The sequence below is a fragment of the Pseudomonas sp. SC11 genome (assembly GCF_047039205.1).
GTDB classification, from domain to species: Bacteria; Pseudomonadota; Gammaproteobacteria; order Pseudomonadales; family Pseudomonadaceae; genus Aquipseudomonas; species Aquipseudomonas boreofloridensis.
Genome location: NZ_CP178183.1, coordinates 334601 through 357361 on the forward strand (window position 1 = coordinate 334601; position 22761 = coordinate 357361).

The 22761-nt window shown below is 64.1% G+C and carries 19 protein-coding genes; 7 read left to right on the plus strand and 12 right to left on the minus strand.

Features of this window, described 5'->3' with window-relative positions; all coding sequences use genetic code 11:
* The first annotated feature begins 63 nt into the window (after positions 1 to 63).
* The 4 genes from ACK2SD_RS01505 (at position 64) to ACK2SD_RS01520 (ending at position 2381) form a co-directional block, all read left to right on the plus strand.
* Positions 64 to 339 carry a T6SS immunity protein Tdi1 domain-containing protein gene (locus ACK2SD_RS01505; RefSeq protein WP_412461187.1) on the plus strand — a complete coding sequence of 92 codons (276 nt, stop codon included), beginning with the start codon at positions 64 to 66 and terminating at the stop codon, positions 337 to 339.
* 161 nt (positions 340 to 500) lie between these two features.
* A complete protein-coding gene (locus ACK2SD_RS01510) occupies positions 501 to 1301 on the plus strand; it encodes a PoNe immunity protein domain-containing protein (RefSeq protein ID WP_412462373.1) in 801 nt (266 codons plus the stop codon).
* A gap of 5 nt (positions 1302 to 1306) precedes the next feature.
* Entirely contained in the window at positions 1307 to 1690 is a 384-nt protein-coding gene (locus ACK2SD_RS01515) for a DUF596 domain-containing protein (protein ID WP_412461188.1), read from the plus strand.
* Between the two features lie 79 nt (positions 1691 to 1769).
* Complete coding sequence (locus ACK2SD_RS01520) at positions 1770 to 2381, plus strand: GAD-like domain-containing protein (RefSeq protein WP_412461189.1); 612 nt, start codon at positions 1770 to 1772, stop codon at positions 2379 to 2381.
* Positions 2382 to 2540: 159 nt separating this feature from the next.
* Here ACK2SD_RS01520 and ACK2SD_RS01525 read toward each other — a convergent pair whose 3' ends face one another.
* Both ACK2SD_RS01525 and desA read right to left on the minus strand, forming a co-directional pair.
* Positions 2541 to 3569, minus strand: coding sequence for a GGDEF domain-containing protein (locus ACK2SD_RS01525; RefSeq protein ID WP_039583297.1), 1029 nt, complete (start codon positions 3567 to 3569; stop codon positions 2541 to 2543).
* A gap of 98 nt (positions 3570 to 3667) precedes the next feature.
* Entirely contained in the window at positions 3668 to 4852 is a 1185-nt protein-coding gene (gene desA / locus ACK2SD_RS01530; protein WP_039581479.1) for a delta-9 fatty acid desaturase DesA, read from the minus strand.
* 250 nt (positions 4853 to 5102) lie between these two features.
* Here desA and dibA point away from each other — a divergent pair, with 250 nt between their 5' ends.
* Positions 5103 to 6998, plus strand: a complete 1896-nt coding sequence (gene dibA, locus ACK2SD_RS01535) for a phosphodiesterase DibA (RefSeq protein WP_412461190.1) — start codon at positions 5103 to 5105, stop codon at positions 6996 to 6998.
* A 76-nt stretch (positions 6999 to 7074) separates the two neighbouring features.
* Here dibA and ACK2SD_RS01540 read toward each other — a convergent pair whose 3' ends face one another.
* The 9 genes from ACK2SD_RS01540 to tcyJ form a co-directional block, all read right to left on the minus strand.
* Positions 7075 to 7719 carry a methionine ABC transporter permease gene (locus ACK2SD_RS01540; protein ID WP_039581473.1) on the minus strand — a complete coding sequence of 215 codons (645 nt, stop codon included), beginning with the start codon at positions 7717 to 7719 and terminating at the stop codon, positions 7075 to 7077.
* Positions 7709 to 8818 (minus strand): methionine ABC transporter ATP-binding protein, encoded by a 1110-nt coding sequence (locus tag ACK2SD_RS01545; protein WP_412461191.1) that lies wholly within the window; start codon positions 8816 to 8818, stop codon positions 7709 to 7711. Before ACK2SD_RS01545 ends, ACK2SD_RS01540 begins: the two co-directional genes overlap by 11 nt.
* A 1-nt stretch (position 8819) precedes the next feature.
* Positions 8820 to 9620 carry a MetQ/NlpA family ABC transporter substrate-binding protein gene (locus tag ACK2SD_RS01550; RefSeq protein ID WP_295481240.1) on the minus strand — a complete coding sequence of 267 codons (801 nt, stop codon included), beginning with the start codon at positions 9618 to 9620 and terminating at the stop codon, positions 8820 to 8822.
* Positions 9613 to 11001: an LLM class flavin-dependent oxidoreductase gene (locus ACK2SD_RS01555; RefSeq protein ID WP_412461192.1), complete on the minus strand. Its 1389-nt coding sequence runs from the start codon at positions 10999 to 11001 to the stop codon at positions 9613 to 9615. Before ACK2SD_RS01555 ends, ACK2SD_RS01550 begins: the two co-directional genes overlap by 8 nt.
* Entirely contained in the window at positions 11001 to 12182 is a 1182-nt protein-coding gene (locus tag ACK2SD_RS01560; protein WP_116889706.1) for an SfnB family sulfur acquisition oxidoreductase, read from the minus strand. The genes ACK2SD_RS01555 and ACK2SD_RS01560 overlap by 1 nt, the downstream gene beginning before the upstream one ends.
* A gap of 47 nt (positions 12183 to 12229) precedes the next feature.
* Positions 12230 to 13471 carry an SfnB family sulfur acquisition oxidoreductase gene (locus tag ACK2SD_RS01565; protein WP_116889704.1) on the minus strand — a complete coding sequence of 414 codons (1242 nt, stop codon included), beginning with the start codon at positions 13469 to 13471 and terminating at the stop codon, positions 12230 to 12232.
* A 2774-nt stretch (positions 13472 to 16245) separates the two neighbouring features.
* Entirely contained in the window at positions 16246 to 17007 is a 762-nt protein-coding gene (tcyN, locus tag ACK2SD_RS01570) for an L-cystine ABC transporter ATP-binding protein TcyN (RefSeq protein ID WP_039581458.1), read from the minus strand.
* Positions 17008 to 17009: 2 nt separating this feature from the next.
* Positions 17010 to 17675 (minus strand): cystine ABC transporter permease, encoded by a 666-nt coding sequence (gene tcyL, locus ACK2SD_RS01575; RefSeq protein ID WP_412462374.1) that lies wholly within the window; start codon positions 17673 to 17675, stop codon positions 17010 to 17012.
* Positions 17675 to 18469: a cystine ABC transporter substrate-binding protein gene (tcyJ, locus tag ACK2SD_RS01580; RefSeq protein ID WP_412461193.1), complete on the minus strand. Its 795-nt coding sequence runs from the start codon at positions 18467 to 18469 to the stop codon at positions 17675 to 17677. The genes tcyL and tcyJ overlap by 1 nt, the downstream gene beginning before the upstream one ends.
* 235 nt (positions 18470 to 18704) lie before the next feature.
* Here tcyJ and epsC point away from each other — a divergent pair, with 235 nt between their 5' ends.
* Both epsC and betT read left to right on the plus strand, forming a co-directional pair.
* Entirely contained in the window at positions 18705 to 19637 is a 933-nt protein-coding gene (epsC, locus tag ACK2SD_RS01585; protein WP_039581456.1) for a serine O-acetyltransferase EpsC, read from the plus strand.
* A gap of 268 nt (positions 19638 to 19905) precedes the next feature.
* Positions 19906 to 21867, plus strand: coding sequence for a choline transporter BetT (gene betT / locus ACK2SD_RS01590; RefSeq protein ID WP_209435543.1), 1962 nt, complete (start codon positions 19906 to 19908; stop codon positions 21865 to 21867).
* 57 nt (positions 21868 to 21924) lie between these two features.
* Here the strand turns inward: betT and tauD are convergent, their stop codons facing one another.
* On the minus strand, positions 21925 to 22758 hold the full coding sequence (gene tauD, locus ACK2SD_RS01595; protein WP_412461194.1) for a taurine dioxygenase: 834 nt from the start codon (positions 22756 to 22758) through the stop codon (positions 21925 to 21927).
* Positions 22759 to 22761: the final 3 nt, after the last annotated feature.

Below are 22761 nucleotides of genomic sequence, written 5' to 3' on the forward strand. Positions count from 1 at the left end.
TAGGGACACGGCTCATCTGGACTCTGCCAGCAGGCAGTGGGTCGAAACGTTGCAGGTGAGCTCGTGGCGCTGAAGAACCCATTGCAGCGTATCAAGCCCGATCCCGACCAAGGCCTGGGTCTATTTCTTGGCTCGTCACGTAAAGACAGTCTGAGCTTCGATGATGAGCAAGGCAGGCCTCTGTTCGAGCGTGCGCTCGGCCAGCTGGGCCCTGTGTCCGTGGACGAGATGTACACATTTGAGCCAGCGCTGTGTGTTGGCGGTAAAGCGACTATCGAGAATCTGGTCAAAGTCAAAATGGATATTCAACTGATGATTCTTGATCAGCTGAGACGGTGATGGGTAGGTGCATGTTCTTGAGTCGCCGCCGTTGGGGGGCTGAACTAATGGCGGTGATCCTCGAGGAGGGCCGGACGCTGATGATAAGAGCGAACCGAGGAGATTCGGCATATTGGAAGGGCTGGGTTACTTACGGGGAGGAGTCTATCTGTCAGGCAAGGATGCACGCCAGCACGTCACCTGGCGACCCCAGCTATGAGCCACAGTACCTTTTCACATTGATGCAGAAGCACTTGCATCAGATGCTGAGACTCTATTCAGCGGGAAATGCAGTGGCGCAAATGACCGCCTACTTTCCCGGCTTGCTCGACGCCTGGGACCGCTCCAAGCGACTGGGGGCTGAGCAGTGGAACGAGGATGAGCAGTACACGCGTAACGCCTGGCGGGTTAATTACGACCACTACATCGTTTGCTTCTGGCTGGTCGGCTTGGCATTGGCTCTGGAAATACCGGACCAGCAGTGGGAGCAATTGCTCACACTCGTAGGGAATGAGGGCGAAGACCATCTGTTGGACCGAATCATCGCCTCCCGCTCCCCGCAACGGCGTATAGGTGATGTGCTGCTTTATCCCAAACCCTATGCCCGCTTGCTCAAGGCGATCGATGACCAGCCTGACCAACGAGCGTCTGCATTGTTTGATTTCGTTCAACATTGGTATGGCGAAGTCGGTGCAGGGGCGCGCTCAGGTGTGGGTAAGCAGGCAACGGCATTCAAGCACCCTTATTGGTACCGCTATGGTGATGAAAACTTTGAGGGGGGAGCCTATTTCGGCCGTTGGTGCGTGGAGGCTGTGGCGGCGGTGAAGGCGTTTGGGCTCGACGATAGGCTATGTCTAGGGCAGGAGCACTATCCCCAAGCGTTGCTCCATCCCGAGCCGCTGCCAGCGCAGCAGAGCCTGGAAGCGCAACCCGAGGCGCGTCGAGGATTCTGGTCGCGGTTATTCAATCGGAAGTCAGGGTAAGGCTGGTGGTGACGATCAGCACATTTCGATTGAACTCCCCGCCTTTCAGTGATCAAGCCGCTTGTGAGATCGTCGAGTTGAGCGAGGGGTTCGATGTAAATGCGCTGTGGCTCAATATATTTCAGGCGTTACCGGAGTCAGCTTTTGAGGAGCGCAAGGCTTTTTTTCTACAGATTTTGCGCAGGCTACTTACCGAGGGACGGGTCAAGTTAGCGGCTGATTCATTTTTGGATGGCAGCGTTGAGGAACAAGTTGAAGCCTACCGCCTAGCCTTTCCTGATGAACACCAGTTGGATGAAGATATATTCTGGCTAAACAGGGATGGTAAATGCTGGGTGCCAGGAGGCTTCGTTTGGTGCTTTGAGGACGGTCGTGAAGCGTGGACGTGATCCGATTGAATACAATAAAGATGCGTGAGTGTTTTCGCTCCATTCGATAAGTCGTGAAACTATGGCGGGTGCTCAAAAAATGGATGAATATTTCCGGACATTTACTGCCCATTTTGGCGAGCCGCAAGGTCGGAGAAGCGCTCCAGTCTCAAGTATCGAAAAATATCGCTCGAAGCTTCCCGACGCGTTGCTTAGCGTTTGGCAAAGTGAGGGTTGGAGTGCTTACGCGGACGGTCTTTTCTGGATCGTCGATCCCGATCAGTACACGGCCATGCTGAAGCAATGGCTGAGTGGCTCGGACTTAGAGCATGTCGATAACTATCATGTCATTGCGAGAGACGCCTTTGGTTCTCTGTATGCCTGGGGCGAGCGCTACCAGCGTAGCATCACGATATCGAGCCTGGCGGGTGGCATCGTCGCGCTGAAGAGCCAACTGCAACAACGCCAGACGAATCCTGACCGGGCGCTGGGCATCTTTTTCGCAACCGCTACAAAAGCCGACTTCGACTTCGAAGACCGAATGGGTAACCCTTTGTTCGAGCGTGCGCTCGCCAAGCTAGGGCCCTTATCGGAGAGCGAAATGTACGCTTTTGAGCCCGCGCTGAGTCTGGGGGGGCGTGCGGACCTAGATGGTCTGGTAAAAGTCGATATGGATGTACATCTGACACTGCTTCACCCATTCAGGCGTTGAGTTGACTGATGCTGTCTGGGTCCGTGCGTCTTTGTGCCGCGGTTGCTATCGGAGCCAATCGAGATTCTGGACCCGGCCGTAAATCGTCGAAGGACACGTGCCCATGACCGCTATCAGGAGCGATGAGTTTTTTCCGTAGCGCGGCGCCAGCGTGCTCTCCTACCCACACACAATCCGATTCTTCCCCTCCCGCTTGGCCTGGTACATCGCCGCATCGGCGCGGCTGAACAGGCTGTCCAGGTCGGTGTCCTGGGCTGAAAGTGCAGTCAGGCCCTGGCTGATGGTGACGCTGTAGCGCTGCTCGCCATGGCTGAAGGCCAGGCGTTCGATTTCCCGTTGCAGGCGTTCGGCGATCTGTGCGGCCACCTCGGCGCTGCAGCCGGGGAACACGGCGGCGAACTCCTCGCCGCCGATGCGGCCGAACAGGTCGCCCCGGCGCAGGATGGTCTTGCCGCTGTCGGCGATGCGCTGCAGCACTTGGTCGCCCTCGGGGTGGCCATAACTGTCGTTGATCAGTTTGAAGTCGTCGATGTCCAGCAGCAGGAAGGCCAGCGGCGTGCCGTTGTCGCGGGCGCGGTTGAAGGCCTGGCGGGCACATTCGAAGAAGTGCCGGCGGTTGCTGCTCTGGGTCAGCACATCGGTGGTGGCCAGGCGCTTGAGTTCGCCTTCCAGGTGCTTCTTTTCGGTGATGTCCTCGGCGATGCCGACGATGATCACCCGCTCGCCCTCGCGCTGCTGGTTGATGTAGCACTTGTCGCTGAGCCAGCGCACTTCGCCCTGGCCGTTGACGATGCGGTACTCGCGGTCCTCGACCGTGCCTTTGACCAGCACCTGGGCCAGGCTGCGCTCGGCGTAGTCGAGATCGTCCGGGTGGATCGCGTCGCGCCATTCGTTGAAGTCGGCCATCAGCAGGCTCGCGGAGCGTCCGTAGATGCGCTCGTAGGCGGGGCTGATGTAGAGCACCTGACGCTTTTCCCAATCGAAGGCCCAGAGCACCGCGTTGACGCTGTCGAGCAACGAACTGAACAGTTGTTCGCGTTCGCTCAGGCGCGCCACTTCGCCTTGGGCATGCAGCAGGGCCAGGAGCATCTGAGCGGCTTCGGGGCGGGAGTCGCCGGTGTGCGAAGAGGGACGTTCTTTGGCCATGAGCACGGATCGGTTCTCGACGAGAGGGCGTGCGGCCGCCAGACAGCCCGCCACGCGGGCGATGATCCGATTTCGAGTCGAGGCAGGGGGTGAAGTTCCGGAGGGCGTGCCCCGAACGAGGGCACGCCGATCAACGGCGGTCAGGCGGCGCCGGGGCGCAGGGAGTAGGTCTTGAGCTGAGCGGCGAAGTCGCGCAGCGACTGGATGCCGCTGGCCTCGGCCTCATGTACCCAGTCTTTGATCGCCGCCAGCATGTCGTGGCCGTTGGCGCTGGTGCGTGCCCAGATGTGCTGCAGAGCCAGGCGTTTCTCGTAGATGGTTTTCAACGCCTGGCTGTGTTCGAGCATCGACTCGATGCGCAGGTGATGGCGGTCCTGCAGCAGGCTGGGTTCACGCGACAACAGGCGCTTGGCACGGCGGAACTGGTGGCGCATCGAGGCATCGACCTTGTTCAGTTCCTGCTTGACCAGCGGGGCGATCACCAGCTTGCGGTACTGGGCCATGATCTGGAAGCGGTTGTTGAGGATCGCCATGGCGGTGTCCATGTCCAGCGACGCCTTGCCCTCGACCCGATGGGCGATGGGCGCCACGCGCTGCACCTTGGCCAGGCGCAGCAGGCACAGTAGGCGAATCCACATCCAGCCCATGTCGAACTCCCAGCGGCGCACCGACAGCTTGGCCGAATTGGGGTAGGTGTGGTGATTGTTGTGCAGTTCCTCGCCGCCGATGATGATGCCCCAGGGCACCAGGTTGGTGGCGGCGTCGCGGCACTCGAAGTTGCGGTAGCCCACCGCATGGCCCAGGCCGTTGACCACGCCAGCGGCCCAGAACGGAATCCACATCATCTGGATGGCCCAGATGGTGATGCCGATGGTGCCGAACAACGCCAGGTCGATCACCGCCATCAGGGCGATACCGCCGAGCTTGTACCGCGAATACAGGTTGCGCTCGATCCAGTCGTCCGGGCAGTTCTTGCCGTAGATGCGCAAGGTGTCCGGGTTGCGGGCCTCCTCGCGGTACAGCTCCGCGCCCTTGCGCAGCACGGTGCCCAGCCCCTTGTGCACCGGGCTGTGCGGGTCGTCGGGAGTTTCGCATTTGGCGTGGTGCTTGCGGTGAATGGCGGTCCATTCGCGGGTGTTCTGCGCCGTGGTCAGCCACAGCCAGAAGCGGAAGAAGTGCTTGAGTCCGGCGTTGAGCTCCAGGGAGCGGTGCGCGGAATAGCGATGCAGATAGATGGTGACGCTGACGATGGTCACATGAGTCATCAGCAAGGTGACCGCGACCAGTTGCCAGGCCGAGAGGTCGAGTAGACCGTTATGCCACATGGTTGGAAAAGCCCTCGAGAGTAGGGTGGACAACGGGCGCATTATCCCTGGGCGGGGAAATAAAACCAGTCGAGCGTCGCCGGGCAGGCGTGCCATCGGTCTGGTGCTGGCCACCGGCCAGGCCGCAAAGGCAGGCCAGCCGGGAGGCGTCGGCGCGAAACACGACTTATTAATGAGCCCGGAATTAAAGTCACGGCATGTTTCAGCATTTATACTGCGCCATCATTTTCCCAGGACCGATACGCCCGACATGTCTGTTTCTGTTCGCGACGCCTTGCGCATGGCTGCGCTCTACGTTGTGTTGTCGTTCCTCTGGCTGGCCCTGTCGGAGGTGGTGTTGCGTGGCATGACCGACGACGACCTGGCCCTGACCGTCGGCCGACAGATCAACCTGGTGGTCTGGGTGTTGCTCAGCGCCGGCTTGATCTTCGTCTCGCGGGTGCGCCTGCTGAACTTCATCGGCGTCGGTGCGCGTTTGCGCAGCGAAGACCGCGAGCGCCTGCGCATGGCCGCCGCCGTGTTCGACAGCACCCTCGAAGGCGTGCTGGTGACCGACCGTAACGGTTTGATCGTGCACGTCAATCGCGCCTTCATGCGCATCACCGGCTACCAGCAGGACGAAGTACTCGGCCAGCGCCCTAACAAGTTCAAGTCCGGCCGCCACGACGCGGCGTTCTACAAGCAGATCTACGACACCCTGGAAGCCTGTGGCGAATGGAGCGGCGAGATCTGGAACCGGCGCAAGAGCGGTGAAATCTACCCGCAGTGGCAGACCATCTGCGCCATTCGCGACGACGCAGGCGCGCTCAGTCATTACGTCGCAGTGTTCAGCGACATCAGCGCGATCAAGCATTCCGAGGAAGAACTGACCTACCTGGCCCACCACGACCCGCTCACCGGCCTGCCCAATCGTCTGCTGTTCAGCGACCGTGCCGAACAGGCGCTGACCGCCGCGCAGTCGAACAAGCGCGGCTGCGCCCTGTTGCTGCTGGACCTCGATCACTTCCAGAGCATCAACGACAGCCTCGGCCATGCCGTGGGCGACCAGTTGCTCAAGTTGGTGGGCGACCGCCTGCGCGATCAGGTCGGCACCGGTGTGACCCTGGCGCGGCTGGGCGGTGACGAGTTCGCCGTGCTGCTCGAAGGCGGCCAGCAGGTGGCTCAGGCCGCGAGCACCGCGCAGTGCCTGATCGAGCGTCTGCACGAGCCGTTCGAGGTCGAGGACCAGCGCCTGTTCATCAGCGCCAGCATCGGCATCAGCCTGTTCCCCAGCGATGCACAGAGCGCCGAGCAACTGCTGCGCAATGCCGACTCGGCGCTGTTCAAGGCCAAGAACAATGGACGTGCCTGCTATGCGCTGTACACCGAAGAGCTGACCGCCCACGCCCAGCACCGCGTCGAGACCGCCGGCGAGTTGCGCCGCGCCTTGGCCCAGGAGGAACTGCGGGTGTTCTACCAGCCGGTGCACGACCTGCTGACCGGCACCCTGGTCGGCGTCGAGGCTCTGGTGCGCTGGCAGCATCCCGAGCGCGGCCTGGTGCCGCCGGGCGAGTTCATCCCGATTGCCGAGCGCACCGGCCTGATCGCCGATATCGACGCCTGGGTGCTGCTTCAAGCCTGCCGGCAGATGGTCCAGTGGCAAGCCGAAGGGCGCGCGCTGAGCTTCGTTGCGGTGAACCTGTCGAGCCGGCTGTTCGGTCAGCGCGAACTCTATCGTCAAGTCGCCGAGGTGCTGCACGACACCGGCCTGGACCCGGCGCTGCTGGAGCTGGAAGTCACCGAGAGCGCGGTGATGGAGGACCCGGAGGTGGCCATGCAGCAACTGCACCGGCTGCGCGAACTGGGCCTGCGCCTGGCGATCGACGATTTCGGCACCGGCTATTCGTCGTTGCTGCGCCTCAAGCGCCTGCCGGTGCAGAAGCTCAAGATCGACCAAGGTTTCGTCGCCGGCTTGCCGCAGGATGACGACGACGTGGCCATCGTTCGGGTGATCATCGCCCTGGCGCGCAGCATGGGCATGCAGGTGCACGCCGAGGGCATCGAGCAGGCCGAGCAGGCGCGCTTTCTGCTGGAGCAGCAGTGCGACCTGGGGCAGGGCTACTGGTTCGGTCGGCCGGTGGCGCCGCAGGCGTTGAGCTGGGGGTGACGAGGTCGTGCGCTGGCGCACTCACTCTTGAATCGAAAAGACAGTTTCGTTCTGACCCGCCTCTAATCACGGCCCCTCAGCGCTTGTTCAACCCCCTGGCCAGGCGATCCCCGCCCAACTGAATCACCGCCACCAACGCCACCAGCATGACGATCACCGTGAGCATGATCTGGCTGTCGAAGCGCTGGTAGCCATAGCGATAGGCGATGTCGCCCAGGCCCCCGGCGCCGATGGCACCGGCCATGGCCGAGGAGTTGATCAGCGTCACCAGGGTGATGGTGAAGCCGCCGACGATGCCGGGCAGCGCTTCGGGCAGCAATACGTGCCAGACGATGTGCCAGCGCCGGCAGCCCATGGCCTGGGCCGCTTCGATCAGGCCATGGTCCACTTCACGCAGGCTCACCTCGGCAATGCGCGCGAAGAACGGCGTGGCCGCGATGGTCAGCGGCACCACGGCAGCCCATACGCCGTAGGTGGTGCCGACGATCAGGCGGGTGAAGGGGATCAGCGCCACCATCAGGATCAGGAACGGCACCGAGCGGAACAGGTTGACGAAACCGCCCAGCACGCGGTTGAGCAGGGGCGCCTGGTAGATGCCGCCCTTGTCGCTGGTGACCAGCAGCACCGCCAGCGGGATGCCCACCAGCAACGCGATCAAGGAGGACACGCCGACCATCAGCAGGGTGTCGAGCAGGCCTTGCAGCAAGCGTTCAGTCCACATGGCCGAGCACCTCCACGTCGGTCGTCCAGCGCCGGGCGCGCTCGAGCAGTTGCGCCGCGCTGTGCGGCGAGCCGCGCACGGCCAGTATCAGCTGGCCCAGGGTCTGGCTGCCGAGGGTGTCGATGCCGCCCTGCAGCAGGGTCACGCGCCCACCCAGGTCGTGCCACAGCGCCGTCAAGTCCGGTTCGCCGAGTACGTGCAGGCGCAGCACCACGGCCGCTTCGGGGTGGCCGGGTCGGGCCTGCAGCGTGCGCTGCAAGCTGTCCGGCAGCTTGGCTTGCAGAGGCGCGAGCAGGCTGCAGGTGACGGCATGGCGCGGTGTGCCGAACACCTGCCAGACCTCGCCCTGCTCGACCGCCTCGCCGCGCTCGAGCACCACCACGCGGTGGCAGATCTCGCGGATCACCGCCATTTCGTGGGTGATCAGCACGATGGTCAGGCCCAGGCGCTGGTTGATGTCGCGCAGCAGGTCGAGGATCGCAGCGGTGGTCTCCGGGTCCAGTGCCGAGGTGGCCTCGTCGCACAGCAGAATCTGCGGGTCGTGCACCAGGGCGCGGGCGATGCCGACGCGCTGCTTCTGCCCGCCCGACAACTGCGCCGGATACACCCCATGTTTCTGTTCCAGCCCCACCAGCTCCAACAGCTCGCGGACCTTGCGCTGGCGCTCGGACTTGGCCACGCCGGCCACCTTCAGCGGCAGCTCGACGTTCTGGAACACGGTCTTGGCCGACATCAGGTTGAAGTGCTGGAAGATCATGCCGATGCGTCGGCGCAGCGCCACCAGTTGCGTTTCGTCGAACGGTGCAATGTCCACCTGGTCGATCAGCACGCGCCCATGGCTGGGTTGCTCCAGGCGGTTGATGGTGCGCAGCAGCGACGACTTGCCGGCGCCGCTGCGGCCGATGATGCCGAAGATCTCGCCACGGCGGATGTTCAGGTCGATGCCGTGCAGCGCCGGCTGGCGCTGGCCGGGGTAGGTCTTGGCCAGGCCGATGAAGCGCACGTGGGCCTGGTTCACGTCCGGGCGCAGCGCGTGCTCGCGCGCCCGGGCAGGTTCGCGGGGAGCCAGGGGCGCCCGCAGGGCGTTGGCGCTGCTCATCTCAACCCTCCCAGCCGGCCTGGTACAGGCTGCCATGGGCCTTGTCCAGGGCGGCGCGCACGGCCGGCGAATGCTGGTAGATATCGACGAACTTGGCCAGGCGTGGATCGTCCTTGCTCTGCGGACGGATCACGAACTGGATCACGTATTCCTTGTTCTCCAGGCCGTCGAACAGCAGCGCCGAGGTGGCGTCGAAACTGTTGGCCAGGCGGATGTAGGCCGGGTAGCCCTGCACCAGATCGGCATCGTCGTAGGCGCGCACCAGTTGCACGGCCTCGACCTGAATGATCTTGAGCTTTTTCGGGTTGTCGACGATGTCGGCTTCGGTGGCCTTGTAGCCCACGCCCGGTTTGAGGCTGATCAACCCGGCCTTGGCCAGCAGTTGCAGGCCGCGTCCGCTGTTGATCGGGTCGTTGGCGATGGCCACGCTGGCGCCGTCGGGCAGGTCGGCGAAGCGCTTGTAGCGCTTTGAGTACAGCCCGACGTTATTGATGATGCCCGGCGCGTAGGGCACCAGGTCGAAGCCGGCGGCGGCCTTGGCGTTTTCCAGGAAGGGGATGTGCTGGAAGTAGTTCACGTCGATGTCGCCGCTGTTGAGGCTGACGTTGGGCGCGATCCAGTCGCTGAATTCGATCAGCTTCACCTCGAGCCCTTGCTTGTGCGCTTCTTCGACCGCCGCTTCCAGGGGGATGGCGAACGCGGCGGTGGTGCCGATCTTCAGCGGCGGCTCGGCCAGGGCGGCGCTGGACAGGCCCAGGCTGAGCAGCAGGGCCACGGCGGGCCGGTAGAGTTTCTCAAGCATGGTGCAGGGCTCCGGTCGGGACAGGGTCGGGGAAGCGATGGCGGCTGCCGGGGTGATCGGCCGGCAGGTGCGCGCTGGGGCTGGCGAACAGCTTCTGGCGCAAGGTGCCGTCGGCATAGGCGGTCTTGTAGCGACCGCGACGTTGCAGCTCGGGAATCACCAGCTCGATGAAGTCTTCGTAGCTTTCCGGGGTGACGGTGCGGGTCAGGTTGAAGCCATCCAGGCCGGTCTCGTCGATCCAGCCGATCAACTGTTCGGCGACCTGCTCGGGCGAGCCCACCAGGGTCACGTAGCGCCCGCCCAGGGCGTGCTGCTGCAACAGACGGCGGCGGGTCCAGGTGCTGTCCTGAAGTATCTTGTTGGCCGACTGGATGGCGTTGCCCGGGCCGGCGTGGATCGGCTCGTCGAGGTCGAACGCGGCGAAGTCGATGCCCGTGGAGGCCGCGAAGTGCGCCACCCCGGCCTCGGCGCTGGCATGGCGCAGGTACTCGGCGTGCTTGGCGCGCGCTTCGGTCTCGGTGGCGGCAACGATCACGCTGATGCCCATGAACACCTTGATCGCCTGCGCATCGCGGCCCGCTGCCTGGGCCGCGGCGCGCACCTTGTCGACCTGGGCGCGGGTGCCGGCGTGGGTCTGGCCACCGATGAACACGCATTCGGCATGCTGCCCGGCGAAGCTCAGGCCCCGGCTGGAACTGCCGGCCTGGAACAGCACCGGCGTGCGCTGCGGTGAGGGCTCGCACAGGTGGTAGCCGTCGACCTTGTAGAACTCGCCGTGGTGCTCGACCTTGCGCACCCGTTCAGGCTGCGCGTAGACGCGCCGCTGACGGTCGGCGACCACCGCATCGTCGGCCCAGCTCCCTTCGAGCAACTGGTACAGCACCTCCAGATACTCGTCGGCCTGGTCGTAGCGCCGGTCGTGTTCGGGCTGTTGCGCCAGGCCCATGGCGCGGGCGGCACTGTCCAGGTAGCCGGTGACGATGTTCCAGCCCACGCGGCCCTTGCTCAGGTGGTCGAGGGTGGACAGGCGGCGGGCGAACAGGTACGGCGGCTCGTAGGTGAGGTTGGCGGTGAGGCCGAAGCCCAGGTGGCGGGTCACGGCAGCCATGGCCGAGACCAGTAGCAGCGGGTCGTTGACCGGTAGCTGGATCGACTCCTTGAGGGTGACGTCCAGCGAGTGGCCATAGACATCGTAGGTGCCGACGATATCGGCGATGAACAGGCCGTCGAACAGCCCGCGTTCGAGCAGGCGCGCCAGATCAGTCCAGTACTCGATGTCCTTGTAGTGGGTCGAGGTGTCCCGTGGATGGGTCCACAGGCCGTGGTTGATGTGGCCGACGCAGTTCATGTTGAAGGCGTTGAGCAGGATCTGCCTGGGCATCAGATCGTCCCTCGCAACGGCGGGTTTTCGCGGTTCAGGTAGTAGTTGCCGATGGCGTGGTACTTCCAGCGCACCGGATCGTGCAGGGTGTGCACCCGCGCGTTACGCCAGTGGCGGTCGAGGTTGTGCTCGGCCAGGGTGGCGCGGCTGCCGGCCAGCTCGAACAGGGTGCTGCCGGCCGCCAGGGAAATCTCGGTGCTGATCGCCCGCGCCTCGGCGACCGCAATGGAGGCGGCGGCCACCGAGTCGGCATTAGCGTCACGTTGGGCCCGGTCGAGGGCTTCGCCGGCCCGTTCCAGCAGGGCTTCGGCGGCATGCAGGCGAATGTTCAGGCGGCCGAAAGCATGCAGGGTGAGCGGGTCGGCCGAGGCCTGATCGACGCCGGAGTCGATCCATGGGCGGCTGTGCTGACGGACGAAGGCCAGGGCGTCTTCGACAGCGGCGCGGGCGATGCCGGTGTCGATGGCGGCGTGGAGGATCTGCGCCAGCGGTCCCACCGGGGTCGGCCGTTCGAAGGCGGACTGGAACGGCACGATGTCCTGGGCCTCGACGCGCACGTTCTCGAACAGTACCGAGCCGCTGCCGGTGGTGCGCTGGCCGAAGCCGCTCCAGTCGTCGATCACCTGCACGCCGGGGCTGTCGGCGGGGACGAACGCCAGTTGCTGCACGCCGTCGTCGTCGATCACCGAGGTGGGGATGCGCTGGGCGTAGAGCGCCCCGGTGGCGTAGAACTTGCGCCCGTCGATGCGGTAGCCGTCGCCGTCGCGGGTCAGGCGCGTGGTGCGGTCGTGGGCGGTGCGCGTGCCGAGTTCGGCCAGGGCGTTGCCGAAGCGTCGCCCGCCGAGCACCTCGGCGTAGAGGCGCTGCTGCTGCGCAGCGCTGCCGTTCACCCGCAGCACTTCGAGGGCATAGAAGTGATTCTGCGGAATCTGCCCGAGCGAGCTGTCGGCCTGGGCGATGCGGGCGATGACCTTGGCCAGGGTGACGTTGGACACCTGCGCGCCGCCGTAGGCCTTGGGCACGCTGATGGCCCACAGGCCGGAGCGGGTGAACAGCTCCAGCTCGGCGTGGGGCAGGCGCCGTTCGCGGTCGCGCAGGGCGCTGCCGCCTTGCAGGTGGCGGGCGAGGTCTTCGGCGACGGCCAGGGCCTGGGCGTCGCTGGTGATCAGGGATGTCGTCATGGGGGGCTCCGGGGCGGAGGGCCGCCAAAGCAGCCCTCGGCGAGCGATCAGATCCAGGAATGCCGCGCAGGCAGCGTGCCGTTGAGGTAGTAGGCGCCGACCGCGTGATACTTCCAGCGCACTGGGTCGTGCAGGGTATGCACCCGCGCGTTGCGCCAGTGGCGGTCGAGGTTGAACTCGGCCAGGGTGGCGCGGCTGCCAGCCAGTTCCAGCAGCTTCTCGCTGGCCAGCAGCGCAATCTCGGTGGTCAACACCTTGGCTTCGGCCACGGCGATGGAGGCACGGGCCGCGGCGGCGGCATCCACCGGCCCGGCATCGACCTCGTCCAGCACCTGTGCGGCCTTGCGCAACAGCGCCTCGGCGGCGTGCAGGTCGAGCTTGAGACGGCCGATGTCGGCGATCACGTAGAGGTCATCGCTGGCGCGCTCGACCTTGGCGTCGATCCAGGGCCGCGACTTGTGGCGTACGAAGTCGATGGCGTCGTCGATGGCCGCTTCGGCAATGCCGGCGTCGATGGCGGCCTGGATCAACTGCGAGGCGGCGCCCTGGATGTTCGGGCGCTCGCTCTGGCGCCAGTTGTCGATCACCAGGTCCGCCTCCACCGCGACATGCTCGAGCAGCACCGTGCCGCTGGCGGTGGTGCGCTGGCCGAAGCCGGACCAGTCGTCGACGATGCGCAGGCCGGGGCTGCCGCGGCGCACGAAGGCCAGGCGCTGGCGGCCTTCGTCGTCCAACGCCTTGACCGACACCCAATGGGCGAACAAGGCGCCAGTGGAGTAGAACTTCTCGCCGCTGAGGCGATAGCCGCTACCGTCGCGGGTCAGGCGTGCCTTGAGGGTGAGGGTGTTCTGCGTGTTGCGCTCGGGACCTGCGTTGCCGATGCGCCAGCCGTCCAGCACCGAGCGGTAGAGGCGGGCCTGCTGGGCCGGAGTGGCGGTGTCGCGCAGCAACTGCAGCAGACCGAACTGGTTCTGCGGGATCTGTCCCAGGGCCGGGTCGGCAGCGCTGATCAGGCGGAACACTTCGGCGAGGGTGACAAAGGATACGCCGGGGCCACCGAACGCTTTGGGCACGCTGATGCTGCCCAGGCCCGAGCGGGTGAACTGTTCGATTTCGGCCCACGGCAACTGACGCTGCTGATCGCGCTGCGCGGCCTGAGTCCTGGCGGTGTCGGCCAGTTCGCGGGCGGCCTGCAGCGCCTGGGCGTCGTCGCGCAGGATCGCCGCCGGCAGCAGCCGCGGCATGCTGTCGGTCTCGTGGTTCGATTGACTGTTGGCTTGGCTGGACATCAGTGCCGCTCCCTGGCGGCACTCGACGCCCCGAGCGGGGAGAGAGTGTGGCTGACCATTCCTGAACCTCACGAAGTGAATGCATCGCGTGCAGCTGATCGCGACGGATGAGTGCGGGTCCGGTGGTCCGGTGGATATACCTTATGCGCTTATAAAACCTTTATGAACTAACGCTTTGGAATATGCATAGAAGAGGGGCCTGGTATTCATCGCTGTGCGCGGGCGCCGCTCAATCGCTTGTAGGAGCGGCCTTGTGTCGCGATTGGGACCTCGCAACGGTCCCAGGTTTTCAGCTTCGCCGCTGCCATTGCCGGGACCGCTTTGCGGTCCAATCGCGACACAAGGCCGCTCCCACAAAAAACCGCGCTGGATTCTGGAAGTCATGCGCTGTAGATGAACAACAAACGCATGATTACCCGGTTCCGCCTGCCGTGCCCCGGAAATAAAGCGAGCGCAATCTCGGTGGGGGCCAACTGTCTTTCACCTACCACCGACCCGTGGTCTTGCTCAACTTCTTGGAGTCTGCACGCCCTCGTGGGAGCGGCCTTGCGTCGCGATTGGACCGCGTAGCGGTCCCATGTTTTCAGCTTCGCCGCTGCCATTGCCGGGACCGCTCTGCGGTCCAATCGCGACACAAGGCCGCTCCCACAAAAAGACGCGCTGGATTCTGGAAATCATGCGCTGCAGATGAGTAACAAACGCATGATTACCCGGTTCCGCATGCCGTGCCGAGGAAATAAAGCGAGCGCAATCTCGGTGGGGGCCAACTGTCTTTCACCTACCACCGACCCGTGGTCTTGCTCAACTTCTTGGAGTCTGCACGCCCGCGTGGGAGCGGCCTTGTGTCGCGATTGGACCGCGTAGCGGTCCCAGGTTTTCAGCTTCGCCGCTGCCATTGCCGGGACCGCTGTGCGGTCCAATCGCGACACAAGGCCGCTCCCACAAAAAGACGCGCTGGATTCTGGAAATCATGCGCTGCAGATGAGTAACAAACGCATGACTACCCGGTTCCGCATGCCGCGCCGAGGAAATAAAGCGAGCGCAATCTCGGTGGGAGCCAACTGTCTTTCACCTACCACCGACCCGCGGTTTTGCTCAAATTCATTGGCGTCTGCACGCCCTCGTGGGAGCGGCCTTGCGTCGCGATTGGACCGCGTAGCGGTCCCAGGTTTTCAGCTTCGCCGCTGCCATCGCCGGGACCGCTTTGCGGTCCAATCGCGACACAAGGCCGCTCCCACAAAAAGACGCGCTGGATTCTGGAAATCATGCGCTGTAGATGAACAACAAACGCATGATTACCCGGTTCCGCCTGCCGTGCCCCGGAAATAAAGCGAGCGCAATCTCGGTGGGGGCCAACTGTCTTTCACCTACCAACGACCCGTGGTCTTGCTCAGCTTCTTGGAGTCTGCACGCCCTCGTGGGAGCGGCCTTGCGTCGCGATTGGACCGCGTAGCGGTCCCAGGTTTTCAGCTTCGCCGCTGCCATTGCCGGGACCGCTTTGCGGTCCAATCGCGACACAAGGCCGCTCCCACAAAAAGACGCGCTGGATTCTGGAAATCATGCGCTGCAGATGAGTAACAAACGCATGATTACCCGGTTCCGCATGCCGTGCCGAGGAAATAAAGCGAGCGCAATCTCGGTGGGGGCCAACTGTCTTTCACCTACCACCGACCCGCGGTTTTGCTCAACTTCTTGGCGTCTGCACGCCCTCGTGGGAGCGGCCTTGCGTCGCGATTGGACCGCGTAGCGGTCCCAGGTTTTCAGCTTCGCCGCTGCCATTGCCGGGACCGCTTTGCGGTCCAATCGCGACACAAGGCCGCTCCCACAAAAAGACGCGCTGGATTCTAGAAGTCATGCGCTGTAGATGAACAACAAACGCATGATTACCCGGTTCCGCCTGCCGTGCCCCGGAAATAAAGCGAGCGCAATCTCGGTGGGGGCCAACTGTCTTTCACCTACCAACGACCCGTGGTCTTGCTCAGCTTCTTGGAGTCTGCACGCCCTCGTGGGAGCGGCCTTGCGTCGCGATTGGACCGCGTAGCGGTCCCAGGTTTTCAGCTTCGCCGCTGCCATTGCCGGGACCGCTTTGCGGTCCAATCGCGACACAAGGCCGCTCCCACAAAAAGACGCGCTGGATTCTAGAAGTCATGCGCTGTAGATGAACAACAAACGCATGATTACCCGGTTCCGCCTGCCGTGCCCCGGAAATAAAGCGAGCGCAATCTCGGTGGGGGCCAACTGTCTTTCACCTACCAACGACCCGTGGTCTTGCTCAGCTTCTTGGAGTCTGCACGCCCTCGTGGGAGCGGCCTTGCGTCGCGATTGGACCGCGTAGCGGTCCCAGGTTTTCAGCTTCGCCGCTGCCATCGCCGGGACCGCTTTGCGGTCCAATCGCGACACAAGGCCGCTCCCACAAAAAGACGCGCTGGATTCTGGAAGTCATGCGCTGTAGATGAACAACAAACGCATGATTACCCGGTTCCGCCTGCCGTGCCCCGGAAATAAAGCGAGCGCAATCTCGGTGGGGGCCAACTGTCTTTCACCTACCAACGACCCGTGGTCTTGCTCAGCTTCTTGGAGTCTGCACGCCCTCGTGGGAGCGGCCTTGCGTCGCGATTGGACCGCGTAGCGGTCCCAGGTTTTCAGCTTCGCCGCTGCCATTGCCGGGACCGCTTTGCGGTCCAATCGCGACACAAGGCCGCTCCTACTGGGCCGCTGAAGATTTCAGAACGCATCAAGACAGGGAGTTGCAAGGGGTGTTGCGCCACCTTGGTTCAGTCTTGCGCAGCGGCGGTGCCGAGGAACTTGCGCAGGAACTGGCGGGTGCGCTCGTGCTGCGGGTTGGCGAACAGCGCCTTGGCCTCGCCCTGCTCGACGATCACCCCCTGGTCGAAGAACACCACGCGGTTGGCCACGTCGCGGGCGAAGCTCATTTCGTGGGTGACGATGATCAGGGTGCGCTTTTCCTCCGCCAGGCCGCGGATGGTGGCCAGCACCTCGCCCACCAGTTCCGGGTCGAGGGCCGAGGTGGGCTCGTCGAACAGGATCACCTGCGGCTCCATGGCCAGGGCGCGGGCAATGGCCACTCGCTGCTGCTGACCGCCGGACAGGCGCCGTGGGTAGGCGTCTTCCTTGCCGGCCAGGCCGACCTTGGCCAGCAGTTGACGACCCAAGGCCACGGCCTGCTCGCGCGGGGTCTTCTTGACGATCACCGGCCCTTCGATGACGTTCTCCAGGGCGGTGCGGTGGGGAAACAGGTTGAAGCTCTGGAACACGAACCCGGCCTGCTGGCGCAGACGCCGAATGGCGCTTTGCTGAGCGCTGAGCGGGCGTGCGGCATCGATGTCGATGTCGCCGATGCGAATTCGCCCCGCATCGGGCGTCTCCAGCAGGTTCAGGCAGCGCAGGAAGGTGGTCTTGCCCGAGCCGCTGGGGCCGATGATGGCGATGACTTCACCGGCGGCGACGTTCAGGTCGATGCCCTTGAGCACGGTCTGGCCCTTGAACTGCTTGGTCAGGCCCTCTACGACGATCATCTTCAGTGCTCCTGGTCATGCTGGTTGACGCGCGCTTCCATGCGGTTCTGGAAGTAGGCCAGGACGCTGCAGAGGATCCAGTAGATCATCGCCACGGCCAGGTACATGGTGAACACTTCGAAGGTGCGCGCGGTGATCAACTGCGCCTGGCGGAACAGCTCCGGCACCTGGATGGTCGCGGCCAGGGCGGTGTCCTTGACCAGCGAGATGAAACTGTTGCCCAGCGGCGGCAGGGCGGTGCGCATGGCCTGGGGCAGGATCGCCCGGCGCATGGCCTGGGTGCGGGTCATGCCGATGCTGGCCGCCGCCTCCCATTGGCCCCGGTCGATGGAGGAAATGGCGGCGCGCAAGATCTCGCAGATGTACGCCGCCATGTTCAGCGACAGGCCGATCAGCGAGGCGGGGATCGGATCGAGCTCGATGCCGATCTGCGGCATGCCGAAATAGATCACGAACAACTGCACCAGCAAGGGCGTGCCGCGGAAGAACGAGACGTAGAGCCGCGCCAGCCAGTCCAGCGGCAGCATCTTCGACAGGCGCATCAGCGCCAGGGCGAAGCCCAGCACCAGGCCGAAGAACATACCGCCGACGCTGAGCAGCACCGTGTAGCCCGCGCCCTTGAGCAGGAAGGGCGCGGAGTCGATCACCAGTTGCAGGGTCTCAGGCATCATTGAGTGACATCGGCACCGAAGTATTTCTCGGACAGCTTGGCCAGCGTGCCGTCAGCCTTGAGTGTTTCCAGGGCCTTGTCGATTGCCGCGAGCAGCTCCGGTTCGCCCTTGCGCAGCGCTACGCCGGACTCCAGGCGCGAGAAGGCAGCGCCGGCCAGTTGCGTGTCCTTGGCCTTCTGCGCGTACTCCAGCGCCGCCAGGCGGTCGATCAGGATGGCGTCGATGCGGCCGTTGCGCAGGTCGGCGAACTTGCTTGGATCGTCTTCGTAGGTGCTCACGTCGGCCTTGGGCACGTCCTGCTTGACCCACTGTTCATAGTTGGTGCCCAGACCCACGCCAACCTTCTTGCCCGCCAGGTCCTGGGCGGTCTGGATGTTCAACTGCTCGGCCTTCTTCTTCAGCACCAGCGCCTGGATGCCGGAAACGGTGTAGGGCTCGGAGAAGTCGTACTTCTTCTTGCGTTCTTCGGAGATGGTGACCTGGTTGATCACCACGTCCAGGCGCTTGGATTCCAGCGCGGCGAGGATGCCGTCCCACTTGGTCGGCTGAACCTTGGCTTTGACCCCCAATTGCTTGGCCAGGAGCTCGGCCAGTTCCACTTCGAAGCCCGCCAGCTTGCCGTTTTCGTCGACGAAGCTGAACGGTGGGTAGGTGCCTTCCAGGCCGACATTGATCACGCCTTTTTCCTGGATGGTCTTCAGTTCCTCGCCGGCGAAGGCGGCGTTGAACAGGCCGGCGCCCAGCAGGAGGGCCAGGCTGGCGTTCAGAAGAGGCTTGGTGAGTCGAGTCATGGCTGTTCCCGCACTGTTGTTAGAGTAGGTGGCGACTATAGGGGTGAGCCGTTAGCTCGGGAAATACTAAAAACGAAGCTGTTATTCCGTTGCGCTATTGAGCTGCGCACCGGCGCTGCGGCACTCGGCGCAGAATGGAATAAAGCGGTGTTTTTTCCAAGGGAAGAATTGCCGTAGAGTGATTCGCCTATCATCTGCGCCGATTCATCCGGCCGCCGCCAGCCAGGAGACCACCGTGAGCGAACATCCTTCCACCGGCCATTGGCAATTGCCGACCATCGTCAGCGAGCTGCGCCAGGCCCGTGACCAGTGGCGCAGCCGCAATGGGCGCTGCAGCAACAAGCAGGGCGGTCGCGAGCTGCCGTCGCGCGAGGCGGTGCGCGAGATCCTCGAACAGTTGTGCGGCGCGCTGTTTCCCATGCGCCTGGGCCCGGTGGACCTGCGCGAGGAAAGCGAAGACTTCTATGTCGGGCACACCCTGGATGCCGCGCTCACCTCGCTGCTGACCCAGGCGCGCCTGGAGCTGCGCTATGCGGCGCGGCACGGCACTGTCGACGTCGAGGATGTCGACGCCCATGCCTTGAGCCTGATCCAGGGTTTCGCCGCTGCCCTGCCGCAGATGCGTGTGCTGCTCGACACCGACGTGCTGGCGGCGTATCACGGCGACCCGGCGGCGCGCAGCGTGGATGAGGTGCTGCTGTGCTATCCCGGCATCCTGGCGATCATCCATCACCGTCTGGCGCACCACCTGTACAAAGCCGGCCTGCCGCTGCTGGCGCGGATCAGCTCGGAGCTGGCGCACTCGGCTACGGGCATCGACATTCACCCCGGCGCGCAGATCGGCCCGAGTTTCTTCATCGACCATGGCACGGGCGTGGTGATCGGCGAGACGGCGATCATCGGCGAGCGGGTGCGTATCTACCAGGCGGTGACCCTGGGCGCCAAGCGTTTCCCCAGCGACGAGTCTGGCACCCTGCACAAGGGCCTGGCGCGGCATCCGATCGTCGAGGACGACGTGGTGATCTACGCCGGTGCGACCATTCTCGGGCGCATCACCATCGGCAAGGGTTCAACCATCGGCGGTAACGTCTGGCTGACCCGCAGCGTGCCGGCCGAGAGCAATATCACCCAGGCCAACTTGCAGTTGGATTGTCAGGACAAGCAGTGAGGGATCAGCGGTTCCTGTGGCGATGTGCCTGGAACTGCTGGCGAAAAAGCAAGGTCAATCACTCGCCCGGTCAGCGGCCAACGGTCGCATCGAAGCTCGAACCGTGTTTAACTTGAACGCTTGTTCAATTTAAAACGCTGGTCCGCTGCCGGTGTTCAACAGGAGGATTCCCTTTGCTGAACCCGTTCAACCCGAACCTTTTCACCGCTGTCGAGGTGCGCCGTCCATGAGTGCACCGACCACTTCCCTTGCCAACGGCAAGGTCCGCATGAACCCGCCGGTGTTCTATTTCGCGGCAAGCTTCATCCTTATCTTCGGTCTCGTCGTCATCGCCAACCCCCAGGCGGCGGGCGACTGGCTGCTGGCCGCGCAGAACTGGGCGGCCAACACGGTCGGCTGGTACTACATGCTGGCCATGACCTTGTACTTGGTGTTCGTGGTGGTCACGGCCGTGTCCGGCTACGGCAAGATCAAGCTCGGCGCCGACCATGACGAGCCCGAGTTCAGTTACCTGTCCTGGGCCGGCATGCTGTTCGCCGCCGGCATCAGCATCACCTTGTTCTTCTTCTGCGTGTCCGAACCGCTGACCCACATGCTACAGCCGCCCCAGGGCGAAGCGGGCACGGTCGAGGCCGGGCGCCAGGCCATGCAGATCCTGTTCCTGCACTGGGGCTTGCACGGCTGGGGCGTATTCGCCTTCGTCGGTATGGCCCTGGCGTACTTCGCCTACCGCCACAACCTGCCGTTGGCGCTGCGCTCGGCGCTGTATCCGCTGATCGGCAAGCGCATCAACGGGCCGATCGGCTATGCGGTGGACGGCTTCGGCATCATCGCCACGGTGTTCGGCCTGGGCGCGGACATGGGCTTCGGCGTGCTGCACCTCAATTCCGGCCTGGATTACCTGTTCGGCATCGACCACAGCCAATGGGTGCAGGTGCTGCTGATCGTGCTGATGATGGGCGCGGCGGTGGCCGTGGCGGTCGCCGGGGTGGAGAAGGGCGTGCGGGTGATGAGCGACATCAACCTGTTCCTGGCCTGCGCGCTGCTGCTGTTCGTGCTGTTCGCCGGTCCCACCCAGCACCTGTTCAATACCTTGATCCAGAACCTGGGCGACTACCTGGGCGCCTTGCCGCGCAAGAGTTTCGACGTCTATGCCTACGGCGAGAACCGTGACTGGCTGGGCGGCTGGACGGTGTTCTACTGGGCCTGGTGGATTGCCTGGTCGCCGTTCGTGGGGCTGTTCATCGCGCGCATCTCGCGCGGGCGCACCATCCGTGAATTCGTCTTCGGCGTGCTGCTGATTCCGCTGGGCTTCACCCTGGCCTGGATGTCGATCTTCGGCAACAGCGCCCTGGACCAGGTCATCAATCACGGCATGACCGCGCTGGGCCAGTCAGCCTTGGACAACCCGTCCATGAGCCTGTACCTGCTGCTGGAAACCTACCCCTGGAGCAAGACGGTGATCGCCGTCACCGTGTTCATCAGCTTCGTGTTCTTCGTCACCTCCGCCGACTCCGGCACCGTGGTGCTGTCGACCCTGTCGGCCAAGGGCGGGGACGCCGACGAAGACGGCCCGAACTGGCTGCGGATCTTCTGGGGCGCGATGACCGCGCTGGTCACCAGTGCGCTGCTGTTCGCCGGTAGCATCGATTCGCTCAAGTCGGCGGTGGTGCTCACCTCGTTGCCGTTCTCGTTGATTCTGCTGTGCATGATGTGGGGGCTGCACAAGGCGTTCTACCTGGAGAGCCAGCGGCGCATCGCGCAGATGCACTCCCTGGCGCCGTTCGCCCAGACCCGCCGTGGCCGGGGTGGCTGGCGGCATCGTCTGAGCCAGGCGGTGCACTTCCCATCGCGCGACGAGGTGTACCGCTTCATGGACGACGTGGTGCGTCCGGCGATCGCCGATGTGACCGAGGTGTTCGAGCAGAAGGGGCTGACGCTGATCACCCAGGACGACCCGAGCCATGACAACGTCAGCCTGAAGGTCGGCCACGGCGAGGAACAGCCGTTCATCTACCAAGTGCAGATGCGCGGCTACTTCACCCCGTCCTTCGCCCTGGGCGGGCTGGGCGCGCAGGAATTGAAGAACCGCCGTTACTACCGCGCCGAGGTGCACTTGGCCGAGGGCAGTCAGAACTACGATCTGGTCGGCTACAGCAAGGAGCAGATCATCAACGACATCCTCGACCAGTACGAACGGCACATGCAGTTCCTGCATCTGGTCAGGTAGCACGCGGCGTTGTCGTGGTGAAGGCCTGCGCGGGTCGAGGGTGACCTGCGCAGGTGTTCAGAACGGCGCATCCCCGAGAATCGTCGCGCGGTGCATCACCCGCCGCTGCGGCCGGTAATCGTCCACCGCGTAGTGCTGGGTCACGCGGTTGTCCCAGAACGCCACATCCCCCTCCTGCCAGCGCCAGCGGATGCTGAACTCCGGCCGCGTGGCGTGGGCGAACAGCAGCCTGAGCAGCGCCTCGCTCTCGTGTTCGGCCAGTTCGTTGATGCGCGTGGTGAAGCCTTCGTTGACGAACAGCGCCTTGCGTCCGCTGACCGGGTGGGTACGCACCACCGGGTGCGACAGCGGCGGATGATTGCGCCGGGTGGCTTCCCAGCGTGCCAGGTCCTCGGCTGTGCTGCCGAAGCGCTCCAGCGGAAACGAGCGGGTGAAGTCGTGGGTGGCGCTGAGGCCGTCGAGCAGTCGCTGCAACGGTGCCGACAGTGCCTCGAACGCGGCGATGCCGCTGGCCCACAGGGTATCGCCGCCATAGGCGGGCACTTGCTTGGCGCTGAGCACCGCGCCCAGCGCCGGGGTCGGCAGAAAGGTCACTTCGGTGTGCCAGACGGCGTTGTCGCGCACGTCGGTGACCGCCGTGTCGAGGATCAGCACCTGGGGCGTTTCTGGCACGTTGGGGTAGATCGGGTGGATGTGCAGGTCGCCGAAGTGCGCGGCAAAACGCGCCTGCTGCGCCGGGGTGATGAATTGCTTGCGAAAGAACAGCACCTGGTGCTCGAGCAAGGCCTGTTCGAGGGTATCGCGCTGCTCGGGAGGGAGCTCGCGCGACAGGTCGATGCCGTCGATCTGGGCGCCCAGCGCCGGGCTGAGGGGAGTGAGGGTCAGGCTCATGTC

Bases quoted from the DNA above. Each gene is read 5' to 3' on its own strand.
- desA (WP_039581479.1), bottom strand. From the start codon at position 4,852: ATGTGGCATAACGGTCTACTCGACCTCTCGGCCTGGCAACTGGTCGCG.
- betT (WP_209435543.1), top strand. From the start codon at position 19,906: ATGAACCCGCCGGTGTTCTATTTCGCGGCAAGCTTCATCCTTATCTTC.
- dibA (WP_412461190.1), top strand. From the start codon at position 5,103: ATGTCTGTTTCTGTTCGCGACGCCTTGCGCATGGCTGCGCTCTACGTT.
- ACK2SD_RS01550 (WP_295481240.1), bottom strand. From the start codon at position 9,620: ATGCTTGAGAAACTCTACCGGCCCGCCGTGGCCCTGCTGCTCAGCCTG.
- ACK2SD_RS01555 (WP_412461192.1), bottom strand. From the start codon at position 11,001: ATGCCCAGGCAGATCCTGCTCAACGCCTTCAACATGAACTGCGTCGGC.
- ACK2SD_RS01565 (WP_116889704.1), bottom strand. From the start codon at position 13,471: ATGTCCAGCCAAGCCAACAGTCAATCGAACCACGAGACCGACAGCATG.
- ACK2SD_RS01545 (WP_412461191.1), bottom strand. From the start codon at position 8,818: ATGAGCAGCGCCAACGCCCTGCGGGCGCCCCTGGCTCCCCGCGAACCT.
- ACK2SD_RS01520 (WP_412461189.1), top strand. From the start codon at position 1,770: ATGGATGAATATTTCCGGACATTTACTGCCCATTTTGGCGAGCCGCAA.
- ACK2SD_RS01510 (WP_412462373.1), top strand. From the start codon at position 501: ATGCACGCCAGCACGTCACCTGGCGACCCCAGCTATGAGCCACAGTAC.
- tauD (WP_412461194.1), bottom strand. From the start codon at position 22,758: ATGAGCCTGACCCTCACTCCCCTCAGCCCGGCGCTGGGCGCCCAGATC.
- tcyJ (WP_412461193.1), bottom strand. From the start codon at position 18,469: ATGACTCGACTCACCAAGCCTCTTCTGAACGCCAGCCTGGCCCTCCTG.
- ACK2SD_RS01540 (WP_039581473.1), bottom strand. From the start codon at position 7,719: ATGTGGACTGAACGCTTGCTGCAAGGCCTGCTCGACACCCTGCTGATG.
- ACK2SD_RS01560 (WP_116889706.1), bottom strand. From the start codon at position 12,182: ATGACGACATCCCTGATCACCAGCGACGCCCAGGCCCTGGCCGTCGCC.
- tcyL (WP_412462374.1), bottom strand. From the start codon at position 17,675: ATGCCTGAGACCCTGCAACTGGTGATCGACTCCGCGCCCTTCCTGCTC.
- tcyN (WP_039581458.1), bottom strand. From the start codon at position 17,007: ATGATCGTCGTAGAGGGCCTGACCAAGCAGTTCAAGGGCCAGACCGTG.